This is a genomic window from Cellulomonas sp. PhB150, assembly GCF_003755175.1.
Classification (GTDB): domain Bacteria; phylum Actinomycetota; class Actinomycetes; order Actinomycetales; family Cellulomonadaceae; genus Cellulomonas.
The window spans coordinates 255,334-280,452 of the sequence record NZ_RKHX01000005.1; the positions used below are offsets into that span (position 1 = coordinate 255,334).

17 protein-coding genes and 1 tRNA gene are annotated in these 25,119 nt (G+C 73.7%); 15 read left to right on the forward strand and 3 right to left on the reverse strand.

Annotation, left to right across the window (positions count from 1 at the left end; all coding sequences use genetic code 11):
* Positions 1-78: 78 nt before the first annotated feature.
* The 3 genes from EDF34_RS16510 to EDF34_RS16520 form a co-directional block, all read right to left on the reverse strand.
* On the reverse strand, positions 79-1,791 hold the full coding sequence (locus tag EDF34_RS16510) for a sodium:proton antiporter (protein ID WP_123372598.1): 1,713 nt from the start codon (positions 1,789-1,791) through the stop codon (positions 79-81).
* A 141-nt stretch (positions 1,792-1,932) separates the two neighbouring features.
* A tRNA-Arg gene (locus EDF34_RS16515) sits at positions 1,933-2,005 on the reverse strand.
* Positions 1,996-2,700 carry a FadR/GntR family transcriptional regulator gene (locus EDF34_RS16520; protein WP_123372673.1) on the reverse strand — a complete coding sequence of 235 codons (705 nt, stop codon included), beginning with the start codon at positions 2,698-2,700 and terminating at the stop codon, positions 1,996-1,998. Before EDF34_RS16520 ends, EDF34_RS16515 begins: the two co-directional genes overlap by 10 nt.
* 117 nt (positions 2,701-2,817) lie before the next feature.
* On the opposite strand from EDF34_RS16520, the gene EDF34_RS16525 reads away from it, so the two are divergent.
* The 15 genes from EDF34_RS16525 to thrB all read left to right on the forward strand — a co-directional run bounded on the left by EDF34_RS16525 (position 2,818) and on the right by thrB (position 24,918).
* Positions 2,818-4,095 carry a CynX/NimT family MFS transporter gene (locus EDF34_RS16525; protein WP_158615110.1) on the forward strand — a complete coding sequence of 426 codons (1,278 nt, stop codon included), beginning with the start codon at positions 2,818-2,820 and terminating at the stop codon, positions 4,093-4,095.
* A 9-nt stretch (positions 4,096-4,104) separates the two neighbouring features.
* Entirely contained in the window at positions 4,105-5,784 is a 1,680-nt protein-coding gene (argS, locus tag EDF34_RS16530; RefSeq protein WP_123372600.1) for an arginine--tRNA ligase, read from the forward strand.
* On the forward strand, positions 5,781-7,127 hold the full coding sequence (gene lysA, locus EDF34_RS16535) for a diaminopimelate decarboxylase (protein WP_199737951.1): 1,347 nt from the start codon (positions 5,781-5,783) through the stop codon (positions 7,125-7,127). Before argS ends, lysA begins: the two co-directional genes overlap by 4 nt.
* Before the next feature lie 229 nt (positions 7,128-7,356).
* Positions 7,357-8,466, forward strand: coding sequence for a hemin ABC transporter substrate-binding protein (locus tag EDF34_RS16540; protein WP_123372602.1), 1,110 nt, complete (start codon positions 7,357-7,359; stop codon positions 8,464-8,466).
* The gene (locus EDF34_RS16545; protein ID WP_123372603.1) at positions 8,463-9,536 is read left to right on the forward strand and encodes an iron ABC transporter permease; all 1,074 of its coding nucleotides are present in this window, start codon (positions 8,463-8,465) and stop codon (positions 9,534-9,536) included. Before EDF34_RS16540 ends, EDF34_RS16545 begins: the two co-directional genes overlap by 4 nt.
* The gene (locus EDF34_RS16550) at positions 9,533-10,327 is read left to right on the forward strand and encodes a heme ABC transporter ATP-binding protein (protein WP_123372604.1); all 795 of its coding nucleotides are present in this window, start codon (positions 9,533-9,535) and stop codon (positions 10,325-10,327) included. The genes EDF34_RS16545 and EDF34_RS16550 overlap by 4 nt, the downstream gene beginning before the upstream one ends.
* Positions 10,324-11,514 (forward strand): hypothetical protein, encoded by a 1,191-nt coding sequence (locus EDF34_RS16555; RefSeq protein ID WP_123372605.1) that lies wholly within the window; start codon positions 10,324-10,326, stop codon positions 11,512-11,514. Before EDF34_RS16550 ends, EDF34_RS16555 begins: the two co-directional genes overlap by 4 nt.
* The gene (locus EDF34_RS16560; RefSeq protein WP_123372606.1) at positions 11,511-12,794 is read left to right on the forward strand and encodes a hypothetical protein; all 1,284 of its coding nucleotides are present in this window, start codon (positions 11,511-11,513) and stop codon (positions 12,792-12,794) included. The genes EDF34_RS16555 and EDF34_RS16560 overlap by 4 nt, the downstream gene beginning before the upstream one ends.
* Positions 12,795-12,891: 97 nt before the next feature.
* Complete coding sequence (locus tag EDF34_RS16565) at positions 12,892-14,547, forward strand: HtaA domain-containing protein (RefSeq protein WP_233575445.1); 1,656 nt, start codon at positions 12,892-12,894, stop codon at positions 14,545-14,547.
* A gap of 71 nt (positions 14,548-14,618) precedes the next feature.
* Positions 14,619-15,605, forward strand: a complete 987-nt coding sequence (locus tag EDF34_RS16570; RefSeq protein WP_233575446.1) for a WxL protein peptidoglycan domain-containing protein — start codon at positions 14,619-14,621, stop codon at positions 15,603-15,605.
* A gap of 118 nt (positions 15,606-15,723) precedes the next feature.
* Complete coding sequence (locus EDF34_RS16575) at positions 15,724-18,174, forward strand: Ig-like domain repeat protein (protein ID WP_148076670.1); 2,451 nt, start codon at positions 15,724-15,726, stop codon at positions 18,172-18,174.
* Between the two features lie 307 nt (positions 18,175-18,481).
* The gene (locus tag EDF34_RS16580) at positions 18,482-21,442 is read left to right on the forward strand and encodes an Ig-like domain-containing protein (RefSeq protein WP_123372608.1); all 2,961 of its coding nucleotides are present in this window, start codon (positions 18,482-18,484) and stop codon (positions 21,440-21,442) included.
* Between the two features lie 170 nt (positions 21,443-21,612).
* Positions 21,613-22,908, forward strand: a complete 1,296-nt coding sequence (locus EDF34_RS16585) for a homoserine dehydrogenase (protein WP_123372609.1) — start codon at positions 21,613-21,615, stop codon at positions 22,906-22,908.
* On the forward strand, positions 22,908-23,978 hold the full coding sequence (gene thrC, locus EDF34_RS16590; protein WP_123372610.1) for a threonine synthase: 1,071 nt from the start codon (positions 22,908-22,910) through the stop codon (positions 23,976-23,978). Before EDF34_RS16585 ends, thrC begins: the two co-directional genes overlap by 1 nt.
* 4 nt (positions 23,979-23,982) lie before the next feature.
* Positions 23,983-24,918 (forward strand): homoserine kinase, encoded by a 936-nt coding sequence (gene thrB / locus EDF34_RS16595; protein ID WP_123372611.1) that lies wholly within the window; start codon positions 23,983-23,985, stop codon positions 24,916-24,918.
* The last annotated feature ends 201 nt before the right edge of the window (positions 24,919-25,119 follow it).

The window sequence follows — 25,119 nt, forward strand, 5'->3', positions numbered from 1 at the left end:
GGGCGCTGGAGGCTCGTTCTTGACGACTCCTCCACGCTATTCATCCCACGACCTCACGCCCTGGGGCGAAGGTCCTGATCAGCCCTCGATGCGCTCCACCCACGACGAGGAGAGGGACTCGTCCTCGAGGTCGAGCTCGCGCAGCATGCGCCGCATGACCGTCTCGTCGAGCTCGCCGGCGTCGCGTCGCTCCATGAGGACCTCGCGCTGGGCGGCCACGATGTCGCGCCGCAGCCGTTGCGCCCGGCTGGCCTCCTCGACGCCCGGCAGCTGGCCCGTCGCGGGCCGTCCCGCGGGCCCGAGGCCGTGCACGCTCTCGGTGGCGTCGAGGTCGTCGGGGAGGTGGTCCTCCGCGTTCTCCGGGTCGAGCATCACGGCGGCCGCGGCCGCCCTGCCGCGCCAGATCGTCGACAACCGGCTGATCGCCTTCTCCGCCTTCTCCTCGCCCATGATCGAGGTCCACTCGGGCCGCTGGTCCTCCAGGACCCGCTGGACCGCGTCGGCCGTCGCGACCCGCATCGCGGCCTCCTGCGCGGCGTCGTCGGCGATCTCGGCCCCGGACCCGACCTTCAGCCGGGTGATGACCCACGGCAGCGTGAGGCCTTGCAGCAGGAGCGTGCCGATCGCGACGACGTAGGCGGCGAGCTGGATCGTGGCGCGGTCGGTGAAGGGCTTGCCGTCGATGGTGGCGGGGATGGCCGCCGCGGCGGCCAGGGTCACGACGCCGCGCATGCCGGCCCATGAGACGACCGCGGACTCGCGCGCCGAGAGCGAGTCGTGCTCCGGCCGGTGCGACCCGCGCATCCGCAGGTGGTCGAACTTCGCGGTCGCGAACACGTACAGCGGCCGGACCAGCACCGCGGTCGCGAGCACCGCGACCGAGAGCACGATCCCGTGCGCGAGCCCCTGGTCGGACGCGATGACGTCGCGCACGACCCACGGCAGCTGCAGGCCGATCAGCGCGAACGTGAACGACTCGAGCAGGATGTCGAGCGTCGACCACAGCGGCCCCTCGTAGAGCCGCGTGGCGTAGCCGGCCCGCGGTGAGGTGTGCCCGAGGTAGAGGCCTGCGGTGACCACGGCCAGCACGCCCGACCCGAGGAGCTCCTCGGCGGCCCAGTACGCGGCGAACGGCGTCATCAGGCCGATGGCCGAGGCGACCACGGGGTCGTCGAGGTGCATGCGCACCTTGTGCACGACCCAGCCGAGCGCAAGTCCGACGGCGACGCCGACGAGCACGGCGATGCCGAAGGTCGCCAGCCCGTCGCCGAGCGCCCAGGCCCCGGTCGCGACGCCCGCGAGCGCGACCTTGTAGAGCGTCAGCGAGGTCGCGTCGTTGATGAGCGACTCCCCGGACAGCAGCGTCATCACCCGCCGGGGAAGTCCCAGCCGACGCCCGACGGCCGACGCGGCCACGGCGTCCGGTGGCGCGACCACGGCCCCGAGCACCAGCGCGACGGCGAACGGGGCCGCCGGCTCGAGCCACCAGAACACCGCAGCGACAGCCAGCGCGCTGACGAGCACGAGGCCCACCCCGAGCCGGGTGATCGAGTTCAACGACGCCCGGAAGTCCCGGTAGGACGACGAGAGCGCCGCCGAGTAGAGCAGGGGCGGCAGGACGAACTCGAGCAGCACGTCGGAGTCGACCTCGAACCTTGGGATGAACGGCAGGAACGAGACGACGAGGGCAGCGCCGACGACGACGAGGGGCGCGGGCCAGCCGCGACGGCGGCACGCGGCCGCGACGAGCACGGCCCCGGCGACCAGGATGAAGACCTCGACGTGGTGCACGCCGGTCCTTTCGTCGGACGGGGCGGGGGACTGCTCATTCAACCGCGCGCGCCGGTGACCGGCCTGTGGGCAGACCTCGGTACCGGGTGCCCGTGAGGGTGAACGCCGAAGGCCGCATCGCGAGGATGCGGCCTTCAAGGGTGCGCCCGAAAGGATTCGAACCTTCGACCTTCTGCTCCGGAGGCAGACGCTCTATCCACTGAGCTACGGGCGCGCGGCACCGTTGCGCGGTGCGGCGACGACATTACCAGCCGAACGCTGCTCGCCCAGCAGCGCGGACAGGTAGCGGGAGGTCTCGGCGGCCGCGCGGTCGACGTCGCCCGCGACGATCGCGTCGACGAGTGCGTCGTGCGAGTCGTGGCCGTGCACGTCCGTGACGAAGTTGAACCGGATGTTCTCGCCGATCGCGTCCAGGAGGTTCTCGTAGAGCGAGAGGAGGACCGGGTTGCCCGCGGTCCGCACGATCGTGCGGTGCAGGGCGAGGTCGGTCGCGACCATGGCCTCGAGGTCGGCGGCGACGTAGGCGGCCGACCGGGAGTCGCGCTGGTCGAGGAGCGCGGCGGCGTCGGTCGCGTTGCGTCGTCGGGCGGCCAGGCGCGCGGCCTCGATCTCCAGGGCACGACGGACCTCGACCACGTCGCGCTGCCGGGCATCGGCGATCTGCCGGCCCATCGAGGCGGCGAGCTCGGACGTGGACAGCACGTAGGTGCCCGATCCCTGCCGACGCTCGAGCAGCCCGGCGTGCACCAGGGACTGCACCGCCTCGCGGACCGTGTTGCGGCCCACGCCGAGCAGCTCGACGAGCGCGGGCTCGGGCGGGATGCGCGCGCCGACCGGCCACTGACCCGAGGAGATGCGGTCGCGGAGCGCTCTGACGGTCGAGTCGATGAGTCCGGTGCGTCGGGGCATGCGCGGTTAGGCTCCGTGTCCAGGCATGCGGTGCAGTCAACACCGGCAGGTCCGGCCACCGCCAGACCCCGTCCAGGTCATCTTGTTCCCACGCGTGCCGGAATCGGAGTCTCCCGCGTGTCGTCCGCCGTGCCCGCGCCCTGGCGTGGGCGGCTCGTCGTCCTGGCCGGCATCGTGCTGGTCGGGCTCAACCTCCGCATCGCCGTGGCCTCGGTGTCGCCGATCCTCGACCTGGTCCGGGCCGACGTCGACCTGACGGCCGCCGAGGTGGGGCTGCTCGGCACGATCCCGGTCATCTCGTTCGCCCTGTTCGGGTCGCTCGCCACGCCGCTCGCCCGCAGGTTCGGGCTCGAGCCGACGATGGTCGCGGCGCTCGTGCTGTCCGCGGTCGGCGAGGTGGCGCGCGCCCTCTCGTCGTCCGCTCCGGGCTTCCTGGGCTGGTCGATGATCGCGCTCGCGGGGATGGGCATGGGCAACGTGCTGCTCCCGCCGCTGGTCAAGCGGTACTTCCCGGACCGGATCGGCGCCGTCACGGCCGCGTACTCGGTCGCGCTGTCGATCAGCACCGCGCTCCCGCCGCTGTTCGCGCTGCCCCTGGCGCAGGCGACGAGCTGGCGCGTGGCGGTCGGGGTCTGGGCCGTCGTCGGGCTGGCCGCCGCCGTGCCGTGGGTCTTCGTCATCGCCCGCTCGGCGTCCGCGCGTGCGCACCTCGGGTCGATCCTGCGGCGCGCGCCGAAGCCCGGCGGACCGGGCGCGCTGGGGAGCGCGGGCGGGGACGAGGTGCGGGTGGTCTGGCGCTCGCGGCAGGCCTGGGCGATGGCGCTGATGTTCGGCATGAACTCGCTCGGCACGTACGTCGGGTTCGCGTGGCTGCCGACCCTGCTCGCCGACGCGGGCCTGCCGAGCGACGAGGGCGGGCGCTGGCTCGCGCTGTTCGCGGTCCTGGGAGCGCCGATGTCGCTGTTCGGGCCGGTCCTCGCGCAGCGCATGCGGAACCCCTACCCGCTCGTCGTCGCGTTCGTGTCCTGCTGGGCCATCGGCTACGCGGGCCTGTGGGCGGCGCCCGCGCACGGCACGGCGGTCTGGATGGTGCTGCTCGGGATCGGCCCGTCGTCGTTCCCCGTGCTGCTCGCGCTCATCGGCCTGCGCAGCACGACGAGCGCCACCGCGGTCGCCCTGTCGGGCATGGTGCAGGGCACCGGGTACGTGATCTCCGGCCTCGGCCCGATCGGGATCGGCATCCTGTACGAGGCCACCGGCGGCTGGCACGCACCGATCGCGGTCCTGCTCGGCTGCCTCGTCGTCCTGCTCGCCGCCGCGTGGGTCGCGTGCCGCCCGACGATGATCGGTCCGCCCGTCGACCTCCTCGACGAGGACGCCGTGCCGCGCCGGTAAACTCGGCGGGTGACCCCCGAGCAGCTCGCCCAGGCCATCACGGCCGCCCTCGTGCAGGCCGTCGACGACGGCACCTTCGCCCTCGACGCCGCGGACGTGCCCACCACCGTCCACCTCGAGCGACCGCGCCAGCGCGACCACGGCGACTGGGCCACCAACGTCGCCCTGCAGCTGGCCAAGAAGGCCGGCACCAACCCGCGTGCCTTCGCCACGGAGCTGGCCTCGCGGCTGGGCGCCGTCGCGGGCGTCGCGTCGGTCGACATCGCCGGCCCGGGGTTCCTCAACATCCGCCTGGACGCGGCCGCGGCGGGCGAGCTCGCGCGCTCGGTCGTCGAGACCGGCGAGGCGTACGGCCGGGGCGCGACCCTGGCCGGCGTCCGGATCAACCTCGAGTTCGTCTCGGCCAACCCCACCGGCCCGCTGCACATCGGCGGCGTGCGCTGGGCGGCCGTGGGCGACAGCCTGGCCCGCGTGCTGCAGGCGGCCGGCGCCGACGTGACCCGTGAGTACTACTTCAACGACCACGGCGCGCAGATCGACCGGTTCGCCCGCTCGCTCGTCGCCCGCGCCCAGGGCCGTCCCGCGCCCGAGGACGGCTACGGCGGCGAGTACATCACCGAGATCGCCGAGCAGGTCATCGCCGACGCGATCGCCGCCGGCGAGCCCGACCCGCGCACGCTGCCCGACGACGAGGCGACCGAGGCGTTCCGGGCGCGCGGCGTCGAGCTCATGTTCGGCGAGGTCAAGGAGTCGCTGCACGAGTTCGGCGTGGACTTCGACGTCTACTTCCACGAGGACTCGCTGCACGAGTCGGGCGCGGTCGACCGCGCCGTGGACCGCCTGCGCGAGCTCGGCCACATCTTCGAGGCCGACGGCGCCACGTGGCTGCGCACCACGGACTTCGGTGACGACAAGGACCGCGTCATCGTGAAGTCGGACGGCCAGGCGGCGTACATCGCCGGTGACATCGCCTACTACCTGGACAAGCGCGAGCGCGGCTTCGACCGGGTCTTCATCATGCTCGGCGCGGACCACCACGGGTACGTCGGCCGCATGATGGCCGTGTGCGCGGCGTTCGGGGACACCCCGCACGTCAACCTCGAGCTGCTCATCGGGCAGCTGGTCAACCTGGTCAAGGACGGCCAGCCCGTGCGGATGTCCAAGCGCGCCGGCACGGTCGTGACGATGGAGGACCTCGTCGACGCCGTGGGTGTCGACGCCGCCCGGTACGCGCTCGCGCGCTCGTCGGCCGACTCCCAGATCGACCTCGACCTGGACCTGCTCGCCAAGGCGACCAACGAGAACCCGGTGTTCTACGTGCAGTACGCCCACGCGCGCACGGTCAACGTGGCGCGCAACGCCGCCGACGCGGGTGTCTCGCGCGCCGACGGGTTCGACGCCTCGCTGCTCGACCACCCGAGCGAGGCTGTGCTGCTCGGCCAGATCGCCGAGCTGCCGCGGATCGTCGCGCAGGCCGCCGAGCTGCGCGAGCCCCACCGCGTCGCTCGGTACCTCGAGGAGCTCGCCGGCGCGTACCACAAGTGGTACGACCAGCGTCGGGTGACGCCGTTCGGCGACGAGGAGGTCAGCGACGTGCACCGCACGCGGCTGTGGCTCAACGACGCCACGCGTCAGGTCCTCGCCAACGGGCTCGGCCTGCTCGGGGTGTCCGCCCCGGAGCGGATGTGACGCTGGGCGAGCCCTGGTCGCGCGGGGTCTCCCGCTCGCCCGAGGGAGTCGTCTCCGTGGCCGGCGTGGACGTGCACGACCTCGCGGCCCAGCACGGCACCCCCGCCTACGTGCTCGACGAGGCCGACCTGCGCTCGCGGGCGGCGGGCTACCGCCGCGCGTTCGAGGCCGCGTTCGCCGAGATCGGCGCGGGCGTCGACGTCTACTACGCGGGCAAGGCGTTCCTGTCGCTCGCGGTCGCTCGCTGGGTGCACGACGAGGGCCTGCGGGTGGACACCGCCACGGGCGGCGAGCTCGCCATCGCGCTGCGGGCGGGCGTCCCCGGCGCGCACATCGGGCTGCACGGCAACAACAAGTCGGACGACGAGATCGTCACGGCGCTCGAGGCGGGTGTGGGCCGCATCATCGTCGACTCGCTCGCGGAGCTCGACCGGGTCGCCGACCTGGCCGGCGCGCGCGGCCTCGTCGCGCCCGTGATGGTCCGCGTGACCACGGGCGTGCACGCGGGCGGGCACGAGTACATCTCGACCGCGCACGAGGACCAGAAGTTCGGCCTCTCGGTCGCCGGTGACGACGACAGCCCCGCGATGACCGCGCTCCTGCGGGCGGTCGAGCGGCCCGAGCTGCACCTGCTCGGCATCCACTCGCACATCGGCTCCCAGATCCTCGACCCGTCGGGCTTCGAGGTCGCCGCGCGCGTCGTCCTGACCCTGCGCGCCCGGCTCGCCGAGCGCACGGGCGTGCTGGTCGACGAGGTCGACCTCGGCGGCGGCTACGGCATCGCCTACCTGCCCGGCGAGGTCGCGCTCGACCCGGACCGCATCGCCAAGGACGTCGCCGCGTCGGTGCAGGCCAGCTCCGCCGACCTCGGCACGCCCCTGCCGCGGTTCTCGATCGAGCCCGGCCGCGCGATCGTCGGGCCGGCCGGCCTGACGCTCTACACCGTCGGGACGGTCAAGCCGGTGCGGATCGACGACGGTCGCGTGCGCACCTACGTCTCCGTGGACGGCGGGATGAGCGACAACATCCGCCCCGCCCTCTACGGCGCGCAGTACCACGCCGAGCTCGTCGGGCGCGTCTCGCAGGCCGAGCCGGTGCTGGCGCGCGTGGTCGGCAAGCACTGCGAGTCGGGCGACATCGTCGTCCACGAGGTCCAGCTCCCGGCAGACGTGCGCGCGGGAGACCTGCTCGCGGTCGCCGCCACGGGCGCCTACGGGCGGTCGATGGCCTCCAACTACAACCAGGTCCCTCGCCCGCCGGTCGTCGCCGTCGCCGAGGGCACCTCCCGCGTCCTCCTCCGCCGCGAGACGATCGACGACCTCCTCTCCCTCGACCAGGGCTGACCCCCCCCCGCAAGCCACCACCGCCGAGCGGGGGCTTGCGCACGCTTCCGGGCCGGGAGCCGTGCGCAACCACCCGTTCGTGCGCGGGTTCGGCCGTTCGGCGGGTCGTGGCCGGGGGCGTGTGAGGGGGGCCACAGGTCGGGTGAGGTTAGGTAAGGCTCGGCATGGTTAGGATTGCCTACGTTCGCGTCGATGGGGCGTGACCTAGGACCTACCGTCGAGGACTCGCATGCGCGCCCACCACCGCCGCGGTCCGGCCGCTGCGCTCGCCGCGGTCGCGGCCGTCGTCCTCCTCGCGGTCGCCGGCTGCTCCGGCCCTGCGCAGGGTGCCACGGGCGAGACCGCCAGCGGGGGCGCAACCCTCGCCGACAGCACGCCGCTCGCCGACCCGCGTGCGTACGAGGGCCCGTCGACGGCCGTCGTCGCCGACGCCGCGCTCGACCCGGTGGCGCAGGACCCGAAGCCCACGCTGCCCGCGACGGTGAAGGACGCCCAGGGCACCACGGTCACCGTCACGGACACGAGCCGCATCCTCGCGCTCGACATCTACGGCTCGACGTCGCGGATCGTCTACGACCTGGGGCTCGGCGACCACGTGGTCGGACGCGACACCTCCTCGTCCTACGCGGAGATCGCCGACAAGCCGCTCGTCACCGCGAACGGCCACGAGCTGTCGGGTGAGGCGATCCTCGAGCTCGCGCCGACGGTGATCATCACCGACACGAGCCTCGGCCCGTGGGACGTCATCCTGCAGATGCGCGACGCGGGCATCCCGGTCGTCGTCGTCGACTCCCACCGGGGCACCGACAACATCGGCGGCCTGGTCCGCCAGGTCGCGGCCGCGCTCGGCGTGCCCGACGAGGGCGAGAAGCTCGCGGAGCGCACCGAGAAGGCGGTCGACGCCAAGATCGCGCAGATCGCCGCCGTCGCGCCCAAGGACCCCGCCGACCGCCTGCGGATCGTGTTCCTCTACGTCCGCGGCCAGGCCGGCGTGTACTACCTGTTCGGCAAGGAGTCCGGGGCGGACGCGCTCATCGACGCTGTCGGCGGCGTCGACGTGGCGACCGAGATCGGCTGGGACGGCATGAAGCCGATCACCGACGAGGGCCTGATCAAGGCCGCGCCGGACGTCGTGCTCGTGATGTCCAAGGGGCTCGAGTCGGTCGGCGGCATCGACGGGCTGCTCGAGCGGCTGCCCGCGGTCGCGAACACGCCCGCGGGCGAGCACCGCCGGATCGTCGACATGGACGACACCGAGGTCCTCTCGTTCGGGCCCTCGACGGCCGACGTCCTCGACGCGCTGGCCGTGGCTCTGTACGCGCCGGGCTCCGCGCGGTGACGACCACGCTCGAGCGCCCGACGACGGCCGTGCCCGCCCGCACGCGGAGCACCGCCCTGTTCGTCGGGCTCGCGCTCGCCCTCGTCGTGCTCGCGGTGCTGTCCGCCGGGATCGGCCAGCTGCACGTCGCGCCGAGCGAGGTCGTCGGCTCGATCCTGCACCGCATCGGCCTCGACTGGGGTCCGACGCCCGCGCACCCGAACGGCGACGCCGCGCTCTGGGCCATCCGGTTCCCGCGCGTGGTCATGGCGGCGCTCGTCGGGGCGGCGCTGGCGACCGGCGGTGCGCTCATGCAGGGCGTGTTCGGCAACCCGCTCGCCGACCCGGGCGTCGTCGGCGTGAGCTCGGGTGCCGCCGTCGGCGCGTGCACGGTCATCGTGTTCGGGCTCGCGTTCGCGGGTCCGTGGACGGTCGCGGCCATGGCGTTCGTCGGCGGCCTGCTCACGACGATCCTCGTCTACCTCACTGCGCGCGAGAACGGCCGGACGGAGGTCGTCACGCTCGTGCTCACCGGCGTCGCGGTCAACGCGGTCGCGGGCGCGGCGCTCGCGCTGCTCACGTTCCTCGGGGACACCCAGGCGCGCGAGCAGATCGTCTTCTGGCAGCTGGGCAGCCTCAACGGCACGCGCTGGCCGTACGTCGCCGTCGTCGCGCCGATCGTCCTGCTCGGGATCGCCGGTGCCGTGGCGGTCGCACGCCGGCTCGACCTGCTCGCGCTGGGGGAGCGGTCCGCGCGGCACCTCGGCGTCGACGTCGAGCGGCTGCGGGTCGTCTGCATCGTGCTCGTCGCGCTCCTGACCGCCGGGGCCGTCGCGTTCTGCGGGATCATCGCGTTCGTCGGGCTGGTCGTCCCGCACCTCATCCGCATGGCGGTCGGGCCGGGGCACCGCGTCCTCATCCCCGCCAGCGCGCTGGGCGGCGCGGTGCTGCTGCTCGCCGCGGACCTGGTCGCCCGGACGGCGGTGCCGTACGCGGACCTGCCGATCGGCATGCTCACCGCGCTCGTCGGCGGCCCGTTCTTCTTCTGGCTCATCCGGCGCACCCGCCGCAGCGCGGGAGGCTGGGCGTGAGCGCGGTGCTGGCCGCCCGCGGCGTGCACGTGCGGTTCGGGCAGGCCCGGATCCTCGACGGCGTCGACGTCGCGGTCGCGGCGGGCGAGCTCGTCGCGCTCGTCGGGCCCAACGGCGCCGGCAAGTCCACCCTGCTGTCCGTCCTGTCCGGGGACACCGCGCCCGACGAGGGCGTCGTCGAGCTCGACGCGGTCGACGTGCGCGCGATGCGGCTCGACGAGCTCGCGCGGCGCCGCGCGGTGCTGCTGCAGGAGAACCGCCTGTCGTTCCCGTTCTCGGTCGAGGACGTCGTGCGGATGGGGCGCGCACCTTGGCGGGGGACCGCACGCGAGGACGCGGACGACGACGTCGTCGCGCGCGCGCTCGAGACCGCCGACGTCTCGCACCTCGCCGCCCGTCGCTTCCCGACGCTGTCCGGAGGGGAGAAGGCGCGCACGGCGTTCGCCCGCACGCTCGCCCAGGAGCCCGGCGTGCTGCTCCTCGACGAGCCGACGGCCGCGCTCGACATCCGCCACCAGGAGGCCCTGCTCGACGAGGCCCGCCGCTGGGCCCGCGAGGGCGCGAGCGTCGTCGTCGTGCTGCACGACCTGACCCTCGCGGCCGCCTACGCCGACCGCGTCGTCGTGCTCGACGCAGGCCGCGTCCGGGGCGACGGCCGGCCGGCCGACGTGCTGACCGGCGACCTGCTGACCGACGTGTACCGCCACCCGATCGAGGTGATCCGCCGACCGGGCGGCGACGAGCTCGTCGTCCTGCCCGTCCGGACCCCCGCCCTCCTGGAGACCCGATGAGGCCCCTCGCCCGCGCCGTCGCGCTGCTCGCTCTGCTCGGCATGGTCGCCGTCACCGCCGTGACCCTCGCGGCGCCCGCCCAGGCCGCGCCGCGCGTGACGATCACCAACTCGCAGGGCAAGGCCCAGGCCGACACGACGTACTCGACGACCGTCTCGGTCTCGGGCGCCGGGTTCCAGTCGGTCAAGGGCGGGTTCGGCGGCATCTACGTCTTCTTCGGCTGGGTCGACGACCCCAGCGGCGGCTCGTGGCGCCCGAGCAAGGGCGGCGCGACGGGGGCCGACTACCTCTACGTGCCGGACTCGGAGTCGAAGGACAACGGCGGCTTCCAGCGGTTCGTCGCGTTCCCGGGCTCGGACACCGCGGCCTCGGCGAACGGCGGCACGGTCAAGGCCGACGGCACCTGGTCGACGAGGCTGACGATCCCGGGCCCGACGTTCCAGGCCGCGGACCGCAGCGGCAAGGTCGTCGAGGTCGACTGCCGGACGAAGACCTGCGGCGTCCTCACGATCGGTGCGCACGGCGTGGTGAACCCGAGCAACGAGTCGTTCACGCGCGTGACGTTCGCGGACCTGTCGTCGGCAGCACCGGCAGTGCCGGCAGCGACGACCGCGCCCACGGCCGCTGCGTCCGCACCCGCCGCCGCGGGCGAGGCCGACGAGAAGCCCACGGTGACGTCGACCGCGCCCGCCACGCTCGGTGTCGACCAGACCACGATCGTCGTCGGCCGGGTGCTCGGTTTCACGGGCCAGGGTTTCACGCCGGGCGAGCAGGTCGTCGGCTCCCTGGTCGGGGGCCAGGCGGCCGTCGGCCCGCTGACCGCCGGCGCACAGGGGGAGGTCGCGGGCGTGCTCCAGCTGCCCGCCACGCTGCGTCCCGGGACGCAGGCGCTCACGTTGACGGGAGCGGCCTCCGGGAAGAAGGCGCAGGTGGAGCTCACGGCGATCGCGGACCCGGTCGAGGCGGCCGCTGCCGCCAACGCGTCGGACGAGGCGGGGTCCGGGACGTCGCCCGTGGCGATCGCGGTGGTCGTCGCCGCGCTCGCCATGCTGTGGTTCGTCGTCGCGGGCTTCGTCGCGGCCCGGCGGCGCCGACGGTCGGCACGCCCCGCTGCCCCCTCGGCGTCCCGGCCGCGGCCGGACGACGAGCCCACCCCGCAGCTGGCCTCGACGGAGGTCCGCTCGTGAGGCCGCGCCGCGCCCTGGCCGTGCTCGCGGGCGCGGCCGCGGCCCTGCTGCTGGCGGGAGCCCCGGCCGCGGCGGGCGACTCGATCGACGTCCAGGTCGTCATCCCCGCCGACGGCGTGCTGACGGTCGACTCGGCCCAGCTGCGCTGGGGGCTCTCGGCAGAGGCGAGCAGCGGCGCCTACGCGTTCGGCTGCCAGTTCCTGTCCGCGGGCGTCGCGGGGGACACGGGCTCGTCGCGGGCCTGGACCGAGGACGACGGCTTCTACCGCGGCTCCGCGGGCGACGTGCGGATCGAGAAGCCGGGGGCCGACGGCAAGGACCGCGTCGCCACCTGGGCCACGCGCTGCCTCGACCGCGACGGCAAGCCCGTCACGGCGTCGACCACCTCGCCGACGACGGAGAGCGAGGTCGTGGTCGACGGAGGGAGCGGAACCGTCGACCAGGCCGCGGGCTCGGCCCGCATCGCCTGGACGGGCTCCTTCACGGTCGCGTTCTACGGCGGCCTGACCTACTGGTCCGCGACGGACCCCGTGCTCACGGTCAAGGACGGGATCGGCACGCTCACCGCGACCGCGAGCGGGTACGGCGCGGACCGCGACGACACGGCGCGCTGGGTGCGGATCCCCGCGCGCACGGTCACGCTCGCGCGGTTCGCCCAGATCGACCTGGGGGAGAACGGGTTCGTCGTCACGCCCGACTACGTCGGCGTCGCGGCCGACGCCGGGCCGGGCACCCCGCAGGCCGCGCGGACGTCGGCCAACGCGGCGTACTGGGGGTCGTTCCCGCAGGACTTCGTCGACCTGCAGCTCCAGACCGGGCAGTCGGCGTACTGGTACACCAGCGGCGGCGAGCGCGACCCGTTCAAGGCGGCCCTGCCGGTGGCGGTCAGCTACGACTCGTCGCGACCCGTCACGCCGCCGAAGGACCCCGCCGGCTCGGGCTCCACGCCGGGTGGCCCCGCTCCGGCCAACCCGCTCACCACCCCGCCACCGGCGGCGCCGCAGGGGGTGACCCCGCCCTCGGTCGGCGGGACCCCGGTCGCGCCCACCGTGACCGGACCGGACGTCACGTCCGCACGGGCGTTCCCCGCGACGCAGGCGTCGACCGTGGCCGCGGCCGCCGCCCTCATCCCCCTGGTGGGGGACGCGGCCGGCTGGCTGACCGGTCAGGACCCGTTGCTGCTCGGTGGCCTGGGCGCGCTCGCCGCCCTCGGGGCGCTCGCGGCGCTCGGGCTCTGGCGCGGGTGGCTCGTCGCGCCGTGGACCGGATGGCGGACATGACCTGTTCGCCACGGTTAGGTAAGGCTAACCTTTGGCGAGATCGCTCGTCCGGTCCGTCCTGCTTCTCCGACCTACCTTCTTCGAGAGGACTCATCCCGTGAAGACACGATCCGGCCACGCCGGTCGCGCCGTCGCCGCCGCCGGTGTGCTCGCTCTGCTCGGCGCCCTCGTGGCAGCCGTGCCCGCGAGCGCGGCCGACTCCCGCGACGTCCAGGCCGACGGCACCCTCGACTGGGGCTTCCGCCAGAGCTTCCGCAACTACGTCGGCCAGCAGACCGCTGCCCTTCCGCCCGTCGGGCCCGTCGCGGTCGGGCAGCGCATCACGCTCGTCGCGCCCGCGACGTTCGACGCCGCCGGCACGCCTGCCTGGGCCGCGAGCACGTCGACGCCGAACGAGACGCTCCCGTACCACCTGCCCGTGCAGGGCGGGACGTTCGAGTCCGCGGGCGACCTGCGCATCGAGACGGGTGGTGGCGCGGTCTACCACTTCCCGTCCCACGCCTTCACCGTCACGGTCAAGGACGTCGCGGTCGTCGTCACGGGCGGGACCGCGACGCTCGAGGGCGACCTCTCGGTGGTCATCCCCGAGTCCGGCGCCGCGCTCGGCTACACGCCCGGCACCTACGGCGGCGACGACATCGTCCTCGGCGACGTGGCGACCGTGGACGTCGACACCGACGGCGACGACGTCACGGTCACGGGCTCGGGGGTCACGCTGACCGCCGCCGGTGCCGCGGCGCTGCAGGACTTCCTCGCGGCCGGCTCCGCGCTCGACAGCTTCTCGGTCACGACGTCGCTCGAGGCCGACGCGGCGGTGTGGAAGCCGTCGATCACCGTGTCCAGGACGACGGGCTTCGACCCGAGCGGCACCGAGTCGGTGACCGTGACCGGTACCGGCTTCGACCCCGCGGCGAACGTGTCGTCGCGGCCGCCGGTCGCGGTCGGGCAGTCGACCGGCGTCTACGTGACGTTCGGCCGGTTCGCCGACGTCTGGAAGCCCTCGGCCGGCGCGCCGAGCTCCGCGCGCTCCGTCACCAGCCAGAAGTGGGCGCTGCCGCAGGCCTCGCTCACGCAGGTGTCGACGGACTACCCGAGCCAGGCGGCCGCGCTCGTCGAGCTCGAGGCCGACGGGTCCTTCACCGCGACGCTCGACGTCAAGAGCGCCACGGCCGCGACCGGCAACTACGGCATCTACGTCTACGCCGCGGGGGGCGCTGCCGCGAACGCCTCGCAGGAGCTGTTCGTGCCGATCTCGTTCCTCGGCGACATCAACGTCGGTGTCGAGGTCCCCGAGACTCCCGTCGAGCCCGAGCCCGGCGCCTTCTCGTGGACGATCGGCGGATCCGGCGCCGTGAGCCTCGGCACCGCCTCCTCGACCGCGGCCGGGTTCTCCGCGTCCGGCCAGCTCCCCGCGATCTCGGTGCAGGACACCCGGGCCGGGGCACCGGCCTTCTCGATCTCGGGCCAGGTCGGCACCTTCAGCACGGCGGACGGGTCGCACTCGTTCGGCGGCCAGGCCCTGGGCTGGACGCCGTCGGTCACGGCGAACACGGTCGGCGCCGTCGCGGGCGGGGCCGTCGTGCCCGGTACGGCGGCGACGTCGGGCCTCAAGGCGTCGAGCACGCTCGTCTCGGGTGCCGCGGGCCACGCGCTCGGCTCGGTCGACGTCGGGGCGCAGCTGCGGCTCCTGGCCCCGGCCGACGCCGCACCCGGCAGCTACACCGCGACGCTGACGCTCACCGCGCTCAGCTGACACCGCTCACGGTGCGCGGCCGGCCCGGGACCCGGGCCGGCCGCGCCACGTCACTCACGGAAGGACCCCAGGTGCGCCCGATCGCCGCGATCCTCGTCGGCCTGCTCGCGCTGCTCGTGGGCGGAGCGCCGGCGTCGGCGGCCGACGACGGGCAGCTGACCTGGGCCGTCGCGCCCGCGGACAACGGCATGGGCGACGCGCGCCCGAACTTCGGGTACGAGGTCGAGCCGGGCGACACGATCGACGACGCCGTCGTCGTCACCAATATGACGGCCGCGCCCCTGACGCTCGCGGTGTACGCGGCCGACGCGTTCACGACGTCGTCCGGCCAGCTCGACCTGCTCCCGGCGGGGGAGCCGTCGTCGGACGTCGGCGCCTGGGTGAGGCTCGAGAAGGACGAGGTCACGCTCGACGCCGGCGAGGTCGCCACGGTCCCCTTCACGGTCACCGTGCCCGACGACGCGACGCCGGGCGACCACTCCGGTGGCATCGTCACCTCGTTCCGCTCGACGCAGGGTGGCTCCACCGTCGCCCTGGACAGCCGGCTCGGCTCGCGCATGCACGTGCGCGTCGCGGGCGAGCTCGCGCCGGCGGTGGACGCCGCCGACGTCCGGGTCGACTACCACCCGAGCTGGAACCCGTTCGCCGCCGGCTCCGCCACCGTCACCTACGTCCTGCGCAACACCGGCAACACCCGCGCGGCCGCGACGGACTCCGCGTCGGTCGCCGGGCCGCTGGGGCTGCTCGCCGCGGGCTCGGCCCAGCAGGACACGCCCGAGCTCACGGCGCGCAGCGAGATCGAGCGGCAGATCGAGGTCGCAGGCGTGTGGCCGACGTTCCGGCTCTCCGCGAGCGTCGAGGTGCTGCCCGAGTCCGTCGGCGTCGGCGGGGCGACGCTGCCCACGCTCACCGTCGAGGGCTCCGCGTGGGCCGTGCCGTGGTCGCTGCTCGTGCTCGTCGTGCTCGTCGTCGCCGCTGCGGTCGTGGTGCCCACCGCGCGTGACCGGCGGCGACGCCGGGCGGCCCCCGTCGAGGTGCCTGTCGACGCGATCGGGTGACAGGGGCGCCACCAGCACCTTCGCACGGTTAGGACAGGCTATCCTTACCTCGCACGCGGCTCGCGTGCAGGACGAAGGGGTAGGGATGTTGGCGAGCAGATCCACCAGGACCGGTGGCGTGCGGAGGCTGGTGGCCGCAGCGGTCGCCGTCGCAGTGGCGGGGGGCGCGGCCGTCGTCGCGGCGAGCCCGGCATCGGCGGCTGTCGAGACGATCAAGAACGCGACGTTCACCTGGGGGGTGAGCGGCTACGCGCAGGTCGGCATCTTCGGGCCCTGGACGTTCAAGGACCTCACCGGCAACGCGACCCAGCTCGTCGGGAGCGTGTCCGGCGGGTCGCAGGCCGAGTACGTCGTGGCGCCCCTGCCGGCGACCTCGATGCCGGTCTCGAGCCCGCAGAAGACGCCCAACGCCGTGCGGTTCACGTCCGGCACGGGCACCGTCGACCCAGCAACGGGGGCCTCGACGCTCTCGTGGACCGGTTCGTACACGGTCAACGCCTACCCGGCTGCGTTCAACGCGCCCAACGAGATCTACTCCGACCCCAGGCTGACGCTCGACGCGCAGGGCTCGGGCACGCTCTCGTTCCACTTCGTGCTCGGCGCCGGCGTCGGCCAGGACGGCCAGCCGACCGCCGAGCAGGACCTCGGCCGGGTGACGCTCGTGAGCTTCGCGAACGGCGCGGTCACCGGCCTCGACGCCGATGGCTTCACCGCGACCCCGGCGTACCAGGGCGTCGCCGTCACGGTGCCTGCGGACTCGAGCGCGCAGGTCACCACGTGCACCACCGACGGCGGCGCGACCGGCTGGTGGGGCTCGTGGAACCCGACCTTCGTCAACGCGCTCCCGTCGTCGGTCCGCCCGCACTTCTACTCCACGGGCTGCACGGGCAACCAGGACCTCAAGCCCGCCCTCCCGGTCGACGTCGCGTTCGAGCGGTACGCACCTGCGTCGGTGACGGTCTCCGCCACGGACCTGCAGAGCGACGGCACGACCGAGGTCACCGTCGAGGGCACCGGCTTCGCGCCCACGCTCGCGACCGGGACCCGACCGCCGTTCGCGGGCATCGCGTCCGGTGCCTACGTCGCCTTCGGCCGCTACGCCGACGTGTGGAAGCCCTCGGCCGGCGCGCCGAGCTCGGCACGCACGAACCCGGCCGGGGCCAACGGCACCGGCTCCGCCGTCATCTGGGCCGTGCCCGCCGCGTCGTTCACGGCGTCCTCGCCCCGACAGGACCCGGCCGCGGCGTCGTACACCGAGCTGCGCGCGGACGGTACGTTCACGGCGAAGAGCAAGGTCAACAAGGCGTGGCTCGCCAGCGCTGCCGGCAACTACGGCATCTACACGTACGCCGGCGGCGGTCCGACCGTGAGCCAGTACGAGACCTACACGCCGATCACGTTCCACGACCGGGCCGAGTCCGTGACGTTCGGCGCGGATGTGTCGGCAGTCGCCGGCGCCGTTCCCTCGGTGCAGACCAAGGTGTACGCGGCGGGCACGCACGCCCCGTCCGGCGAGGTCACCGTCCTCGACGGGACGGCGACGGTGGGCTCCGCGACGCTCGCGGCCGGCAAGGCGACCGTGGCGCTGAGCGCGGACCTCGCCGTCGGCGACCACGAGCTCGTGCTGCGCTACGCCGGTGACAGCTGGGTCAAGCCGTCCGAGTCGACGGCCGTCCTCACCGTGACCGCCGCCCCGGTGGTCGAGCCCCCGGCCCCCACGGCCACCGAGGTCGTCGCGTTCGACGCCACCGCGATCGCGGGCCGCGCGCTCACGCTCCCCGTCGCGGTCGCCGCGCCTGGCGCGGCCGTGGCCGGCACGGTCACCGTGCGAGACGGCGCGAAGGTGGTCGGGTCGGCCACGCTGACCGCCGGCCGCGCGAACGTCTCGGTCGCGGCCCTGGCCGCTGGCAAGCGCTCGCTCACGGTGGCGTTCGCGCCCGCCGCGTCGGCGGTCCTGGCCAGCAGCACGACGGTCTCGGTCGCGGTCGCCAAGGCTGTGCCCGCGGTGAAGGTCACCTGGCCGACGGCCACCCACGGCAAGGCGGCCACGGCGGCGGTCTCCGTGACCGCGGCGGGGCTGAGCCCGTCCGGCACCGTCACGCTCTACGACGGCACCAAGCGCGTGGGCTCCTCCACCCTGTCGTCGGGCGCCGCCAAGGTGATGCTGCCGAAGACCCTCTCGGCGGGTGCGCACGCGCTGCGGGTCGTCTACTCCGGTGACTCCCAGGTGCTGACGGCGACGGCGGCGCGGACCGTGACGGTCGCGAAGGCGGCGTCGAAGTCCTCGGCCGTCCTGGCGTCGTCGGCCGTGAAGGCGAGCGCACGCGGCAAGGTCACGGTGACGATCGCGGCGGCGGGCGCCAGCGCGACCGGCACGGTGGTCGTCACGATCGACCCGCGTGCCAAGGGTGCCAAGAACCGCGTCGTGACCGGGGCGCTCAAGGCGGGCAAGGTCACCGTGACGCTGCCGAAGCTCCCCAAGGGCACCTACGCCGTGGCGGCGTCGTACGCGGGCTCCGCGAACGTGGCCGGGTCCACGGCGAAGGCGCGCACGTTGACGGTGCGCTGACGCAGCTGCGAGGTGGCGAGAGGGGCGGTCCGATCACGGGCCGCCCCTCTCGTCGTCTCCGCGGCCGCCGGGACGCAATGTCGCAGTTCCGCATGATTACGGGGGGCGACGGTCGATTGTCCGGGGTTCGGAGGGCGCGGGCGGTTTCGGGTACCACTGGCGAGTGAATGGGCGCTAAGTGTGACGCAGATCACACTTCGCTATTCCTCAGGACCTACCCAAATCGGCCTGGGCGGCGCGGAGAACCCCTAATAAGTTCCTCCGCGCTACCGCCCATGACCTTCGTCCTAGAAAAGGGCCCCCCTTCATGCAGAACCCCCGAGCGGCCACCGGCCGCCGCCGCGCGACAGCTGTCGCCGGCTCGCTGGTCGTCGCGCTCGCCGCGACGACCTTCTCCGCGCTCCCCGCGCAGGCCGCTCCGGCCGCGCCGGGCTCCGTGGTCTCCGACTCCCTCTCGTCCTGGAACCTGGGCGAGACGCGCACCGCCGGCCACAACGCCCTCGTCGCCAACGGTCTCCACGTCTGGACCGAGGCGAGCGCGAACGGCAACCAGCAGTCCAAGGCCGCCGCGTACCGCGGGATCTCGGTCCCGCTCGCCGACCTCGGCGAGCCGTCGATCGAGTTCGCGAGCTACACCGGCGTCCGCCCGAGCATCCAGCTCGGCGTGGACAAGGACGGCAACGGCACCTGGGACGGCTACGTCGTCGGCGAGCCGTGGGCCTACGGCGACGGCGAGTGGTGGTCCTCCAAGGACTTCGGCATCGCGTCCGGCATGGGCTACACCAGCTTCGGCACGCTCGCGGACTTCAGCGCGGCCAACCCTCACGCCGTCGTGACCAGCTTCGGCTACAGCCTCGGGTCCGGCGTCATCGGCGACGCCGTCATCAGCAAGCTGTCGGTCGCGAACGTCGACTACACCTTCAAGCTCCCGACGACGGCCCCGTGCGTCGAGACGACGCAGGCGCTCCTCTCGACCGACGCCAACACGCGCGGCTGGGGCTTCTCCGAGTCCGGCACGGGCGGTTCGAACACCTACGTCGACGGCGGCCTGAACGTCGTCACCGTCGCACCGCAGGGCAGCCAGAGCAAGGCCGCTGGCTACGTCGCGGCTGACTTCGCGCTGCAGGACGCCGGCGTCCCGTCGATGGACTACACCTCCAACTCGGGCGAGCAGCCCGGTCTGCAGATGACGATCTCGCTCGACGGCGTCTGGAACGGCAACCTCGTCTACGAGCCGCTGTTCGACAAGTGGTGGGGAACGCGTGCCATCCCGGGCGTGCCGGCCGGCCCGAACCCGAGCTACCAGAAGGCGTACGGCACGCTCGACGAGATCCTCGCGGGCTCGCAGGGCCACGCCGTCCGGGTGATCGCGGTGGGCTACTCGCTCGGCGGCAACGCCATCGGCGACGCGACGATCCACTCGATCACCGCGGGCTGCACCACGTACTCGTTCACCAGCCAGAAGCACGCGACCTCCTACGAGGCCATCGCCCAGCCCCTCCCCGCCACGGACTCGAACACTCGCGGCTGGACCGCGGGCGGCGCCGGTGCGGTCGAGTTCCTCGACGGCGGCGTGAAGCTGAACGTCCCCGGTGACTGGTCCGAGACGTGGATCGAGCGCGCGTACGACGGCACGCTGGCCTCGCTCGGCGACGTCGTCGACTTCGACGCGACGCCCTCGCAGTACGTCGGGATCCGCGTGGAGACGACGAAGGGTGAGATCACCTTCGAGAAGGAGTCCTCCTACCAGGGCAACTGGTGGAGCACGTCCGACTTCGGCGTCGGCGCCGGCATGGGCTACGCGTCCTTCGCCTCGCTCGACGACTACATCACCGCGAACCCGGACGTCCGGGTCACCGGGGTCCGCCTCAGCTACACGAACCCGCAGGCCGCGTCGACGATCCTCGACGGCGTGACCTTCGGCGGCGTGCACTACTCCTTCACCAAGGAGAAGCACCCGACGGTCTACTCGACGATCACCGCCGCCCCCGTGGCGACGGACCTGAACACGCGCGGCTGGACCGCGCACGGTGACGTCTCGTACGTCGCCGGCGGCGTGAAGCTCGCGGTCGCCGGGGACTGGGCGGAGACGTGGATCGAGCGCGCCTACTCGGGCACGCTGGCGTCGATCGGCTCGGTCGTCGACTTCGACGCGACGCCGTCGCAGTACGTCGGCATCCACCTGACCACGCCCAAGGGCGAGATCACGTTCGAGAAGGACGCCTCGTACTCCGGCAAGTGGTGGAGCACGTCGGACTTCGGCGTGGACGGCTCGTTCTACCGGTCGTTCGCCTCGCTCGACGACTTCATCACGGCGAACCCGACCCTCCAGGTCACCAAGGTCCGCCTGCTCTACACGAACGGCTCCGCGGCCTCGACCGTGATCAAGAGCGCCACCTTCGGCGGCACGAAGTACACCTTCACCCGTGCGGGCACGGCGACGGTCTCGGCCAAGCCGGCTGCCGGCTCGGCCAACAAGGCCGGCTCGCTGGCCGTCTCGGTCACCTCTCCTGGCGCGGTCGTCTCCGGCACCGTCAAGGTGACCGAGGGCAAGACGGTCCTCGGCACGGCGACCCTGGTGGCCGGCAAGGCCACGGTGAAGCTCCTGCCCCTCAAGGCGGGCACGCACACCGTGTCGGTGGCGTTCTCCTCCTCGACCTCCACGGTCAAGAACGCGAGCACCACGGCCAAGGTCGCCGTCGCGAAGGCGTCGTCGTCGGTCAAGGCGTCCTTCGCCAAGACCCTCACCTACGGGAAGTCGTCGTCGGTCTCGGTCAAGGTCTCCGCCGCGAACGGCCTCGCGGCCACTGGCAGGGTCGAGGTCCGCGAGGGCGCCAAGGTGCTCAAGTCCGCCACGCTGGCGAAGGGCGCGGCGAAGATCGCTCTGCCCAAGTCCCTCAAGGCCGGCTCGCACAAGCTGACGGTCGTCTACACGGGCACCTCGCAGATCGCCTCGGCGAAGGCCGCCTCGACGGTCAAGGTCGCCAAGGCCACGTCGAAGGTCTCCTACACGTTCGGCGCCAAGCGCACCGTGGTCGTGAAGGTCTCCGCGCCGGGCGTCAAGGTGACCGGCAAGGTGCAGCTCGTGGTCAACCCGTCCGCGCGGGGCGTCACGACCCTCGTCACGGCCGCCACGGTGAAGAACGGCAAGGCGACCCTCACGCTGCCGCGCGTCACCTACGGCACGTACAAGGTGACGGTGAAGTACCTCGGCACGACGAGCGTCAAGGCGGCGAAGTCGTCGTCGCGGGTGCTCGAGCTGTCCTGATCGTCGTCTGACCACAGCGGGGCGGTCCGGGTTCTCCCGGGCCGCCCCGCTGCGTCGTGCCCGGCGCTCCGCCCGGTGCCCGTCAAGGGACGGACAGGCGTTCGCCGTGCGCCACGGCCCCCTATCCTGTGCCTCAGTCATCCCCCTGATCGTTCGTGGAGGTCTCACCCGTGCCCGACAAGCTGAGGATCGCGCTGCTCGGCTGCGGCGTGGTCGGCACGCAGGTGGCCCGCCTGCTGATCGAGCAGGCCGACGACCTGGCGGCGCGCGTCGGGGCGCCGCTCGAGCTCGTCGGCATCGCGGTGCGTGACCTGTCCGTCGAGCGCGAGGGCGTGGACGCCACGCTCCTGACGACAGACGCGGAGGCGCTCGTCGCCGGCGCGGACGTCGTCGTCGAGGTCATGGGGGGCATCGAGCCCGCGCGCACGCTCATCCTGCGCGCGATCGAGCACGGCGCGTCCGTCGTGACCGCCAACAAGGCGCTGCTCGCGCAGGACGGACCCACGCTCTACGCCGCTGCGGACGCCGCCGGCGTGGACCTGTACTTCGAGGCGGCCGTCGCGGGCGCGATCCCGATCGTCCGCCCGGTGCGCGAGTCGCTCGCGGGTGACACGGTGCGCCGCGTGCTCGGCATCGTCAACGGCACCACCAACTACGTCCTGGACCGCATGGCCACCGACGGCCTCGACCTCGACCAGGCGGTCAAGGAGGCGCAGGCGCTCGGCTACGCGGAGGCCGACCCGACGGCCGACGTCGAGGGGTTCGACGCCGCGGCCAAGGCCGCCATCCTCGCGTCCCTCGCCTTCCACACGCGTGTCTCGATCGACGACGTGCAGCGCGAGGGCATCACCGCGCTCACGGCCGACGACGTCGCGTGGGCGGCCGGCACCGGGCACGTCATCAAGCTGCTGGCGATCGCCGAGCGCAACACGGGCGACGACGGCACCGACGGCATCCAGGTGCGCGTGCACCCCGCGCTGGTGCCCGCCGACCACCCGCTCGCCGGCGTGCGGGGCGCGTTCAACGCGGTGTTCATCGAGGCCGAGGCTGCCGGCGAGCTCATGTTCTACGGTCGCGGCGCGGGCGGCGCCCCGACGGCTTCGGCGGTGCTCGGCGACGTCGTCTCCGTGGCCCGGCACCGGGTGCTCGGTGGCCGCGGGCCGGTCGAGTCGTCCTACGCGGACCTGCCCGTGCTGCCGGCCGCGGCGGCCCGCACGCGCTACCAGGTGCGCCTCGAGGTCGCCGACCAGCCCGGCGTCCTGGCCCAGGTGGCCGCCGTCCTGGCCGAGCACGGCGTCTCCATCGAGGCGGTCCGGCAGACCCCCGCGCCCGACGAGCACGTCGCGCGCCTGCTCATCACCACGCACGCCGCCAGCGAGCGAGCGCTCGCCGGCACGGTCGAGGCCATCGCCGGCCTGGACGTCGTGCGCGCCGTGGTGTCCGTCCTGCGAGTCGAGGGAGCCTGATGGCCCACCAGTGGCGCGGCGTCATCGCCGAGTACGCCGACTTCCTGCCCGAGCACCTCAAGACCCACATCGTCACGCTGGGTGAGGGCGGCACGCCGCTCGTCGCCGCGCCCGTGCTGTCCGAGCGGGTCGGTGCCGAGGTCTTCGTCAAGGTCGAGGGCATGAACCCGACCGGGTCGTTCAAGGACCGCGGCATGACGGCCGCGATCTCCGCCGCGGCGGCGCGCGGGGCCAAGGCCGTCGTGTGCGCCTCGACCGGGAACACCTCCGCCTCCGCCGCCGCCTACGCGACGCGCGCCGGCATGGTCTGCGCCGTGCTCGTGCCCGAGGGCAAGATCGCGATGGGCAAGCTGAGCCAGGCGGTCGCCCACGGCGCGACGCTGCTGCAGGTCGACGGCAACTTCGACGACTGCCTCGTGGCGGCGCGCAAGCTCGCCGAGGCCTACCCCGTCGAGCTCGTGAACTCGGTCAACCCCGACCGCATCCAGGGCCAGAAGACGGGCGCGTTCGAGATCGTCGACGCGCTCGGCGACGCGCCGGACATCTTCGTGCTGCCCGTCGGGAACGCCGGCAACATCACGGCGTACTGGAAGGGCTTCCAGGAGTACGCCGAGGCGGGCCTGGCGACCAGGACCCCGATCGTGTGGGGCTTCCAGGCGGCCGGCGCGGCACCGATCGTGCGGGGCTTCCCCGTCGACGAGCCCGAGACGATCGCGACCGCGATCCGGATCGGGAACCCCGCGTCGTGGCAGCAGGCCGAGGACGCGCGCGACACGTCGGGCGGGCTCATCGAGGCCGTCACGGACGAGCAGATCCTGGCCGCGCACCGCGTGCTGTCCGCGGAGGTCGGCGTGTTCGTCGAGCCCGCGTCCGCCGCCGGGGTCGCGGGCCTGCTGGCACTGTCGGAGGCCGGTCGCGTGCCCGCGGGCGCGCGCATCGTCATCACGGTCACCGGCCACGGCCTCAAGGACCCGCAGTGGGCGCTGCGCACGCCCGACGGCGGCGACGTGCAGCCCGTGCGGGTCACCGCGGACGTCGTGTCCATCGCGACCGCGCTCGGCCTGGACTGATCCCGTGCGGCTCGGTGCGGACCGCGTCCGCGTGCGCGTGCCCGCCACGAGCGCCAACCTCGGCCCCGGGTTCGACGCCCTCGGCCTCGCGCTGGCCCTGCACGACGACCTCGAGGTCCGGCTGCTCGGCTCGGCCGACGTCGTCGTCGAGGTCACGGGCGAGGGGGCCGGCGAGGTGCCCGACGACGAGCGGCACCTCGTCGTGCAGGCTCTGCGCGCGGCGCTCGACCTGGTCGGCGCGCCGCAGGCGGGGCTCCACCTGATCTGCCACAACCGCATCCCCCACGGGCGCGGGCTCGGGTCGTCGGCGGCGGCCGTCGTCGCGGGCATCGCGGCCGCGCGCGGGCTCGTGTCCGAGCCGGAGGCGCTGTCCGACGAGGTCGTCCTCGGGCTGGCCACGCAGATGGAGGGGCACCCGGACAACGCGGCTCCCGCGATCCACGGCGGCGCGACCGTCGCGTGGAGCACGGACGGCGGAGTGCGTGCCGCGGCACTCGCGGTCCACCCGGACGTCGCACCCGTCGCGATCGTGCCGGCGACCCGGCTGTCGACCGCGTCCGCGCGCGGCGTCCTGCCCGCGACCGTGCCGCACCGCGACGCCGCCTTCCAGGCCGGTCGCGCGGCGCTGCTGGTCGAGGCGCTCGGTCGTCGGCCGGACCTGCTGCTCGACGCGACCGCCGACCGTCTCCACCAGGACTACCGGCGCGCGGTGATGCCTCACTCGCTGGCCCTGGTCGACGCGCTGCGCGCGGCCGGCGTCGCCGCGGTGGTATCCGGAGCGGGCCCGACCGTGCTCGCCCTCGCGCGCCGCACCGCGTCGGGGACGGACGCCGACGACGCGATCGCCACGGCCTTCGGTCCGACGATGGGGGGCTGGCGGGTCCTGCCGCTCGCCGTCGACACCGACGGGGTCCAGGTCGCGCGCGTCGCGAACGGGTGAAGTGCGCACCGCCGGGTCATGGGGGCCTTCGGCCTGGTCGACAGTGGTAATATCGGCGCGTTCCCCGGATCGCATCCTCCGGCCGCCGTGCCGGGACAGCCGGCCGTGATCTCGCGAGATCCGGTCACCCGGGAGCACTCCAGCCCTCGTGCGCAGGACGTCGCTGACGTCGTCGTACGCCGCACGTGCGGCTTCCATCTC

Coding starts and splice junctions, on each gene's coding strand:
- EDF34_RS16520 (WP_123372673.1), bottom strand. CDS start 2,700: ATGCCCCGACGCACCGGACTCATCGACTCGACCGTCAGAGCGCTCCGC.
- EDF34_RS16540 (WP_123372602.1), top strand. CDS start 7,357: ATGCGCGCCCACCACCGCCGCGGTCCGGCCGCTGCGCTCGCCGCGGTC.
- EDF34_RS16555 (WP_123372605.1), top strand. CDS start 10,324: ATGAGGCCCCTCGCCCGCGCCGTCGCGCTGCTCGCTCTGCTCGGCATG.
- EDF34_RS16580 (WP_123372608.1), top strand. CDS start 18,482: ATGCAGAACCCCCGAGCGGCCACCGGCCGCCGCCGCGCGACAGCTGTC.
- thrC (WP_123372610.1), top strand. CDS start 22,908: ATGGCCCACCAGTGGCGCGGCGTCATCGCCGAGTACGCCGACTTCCTG.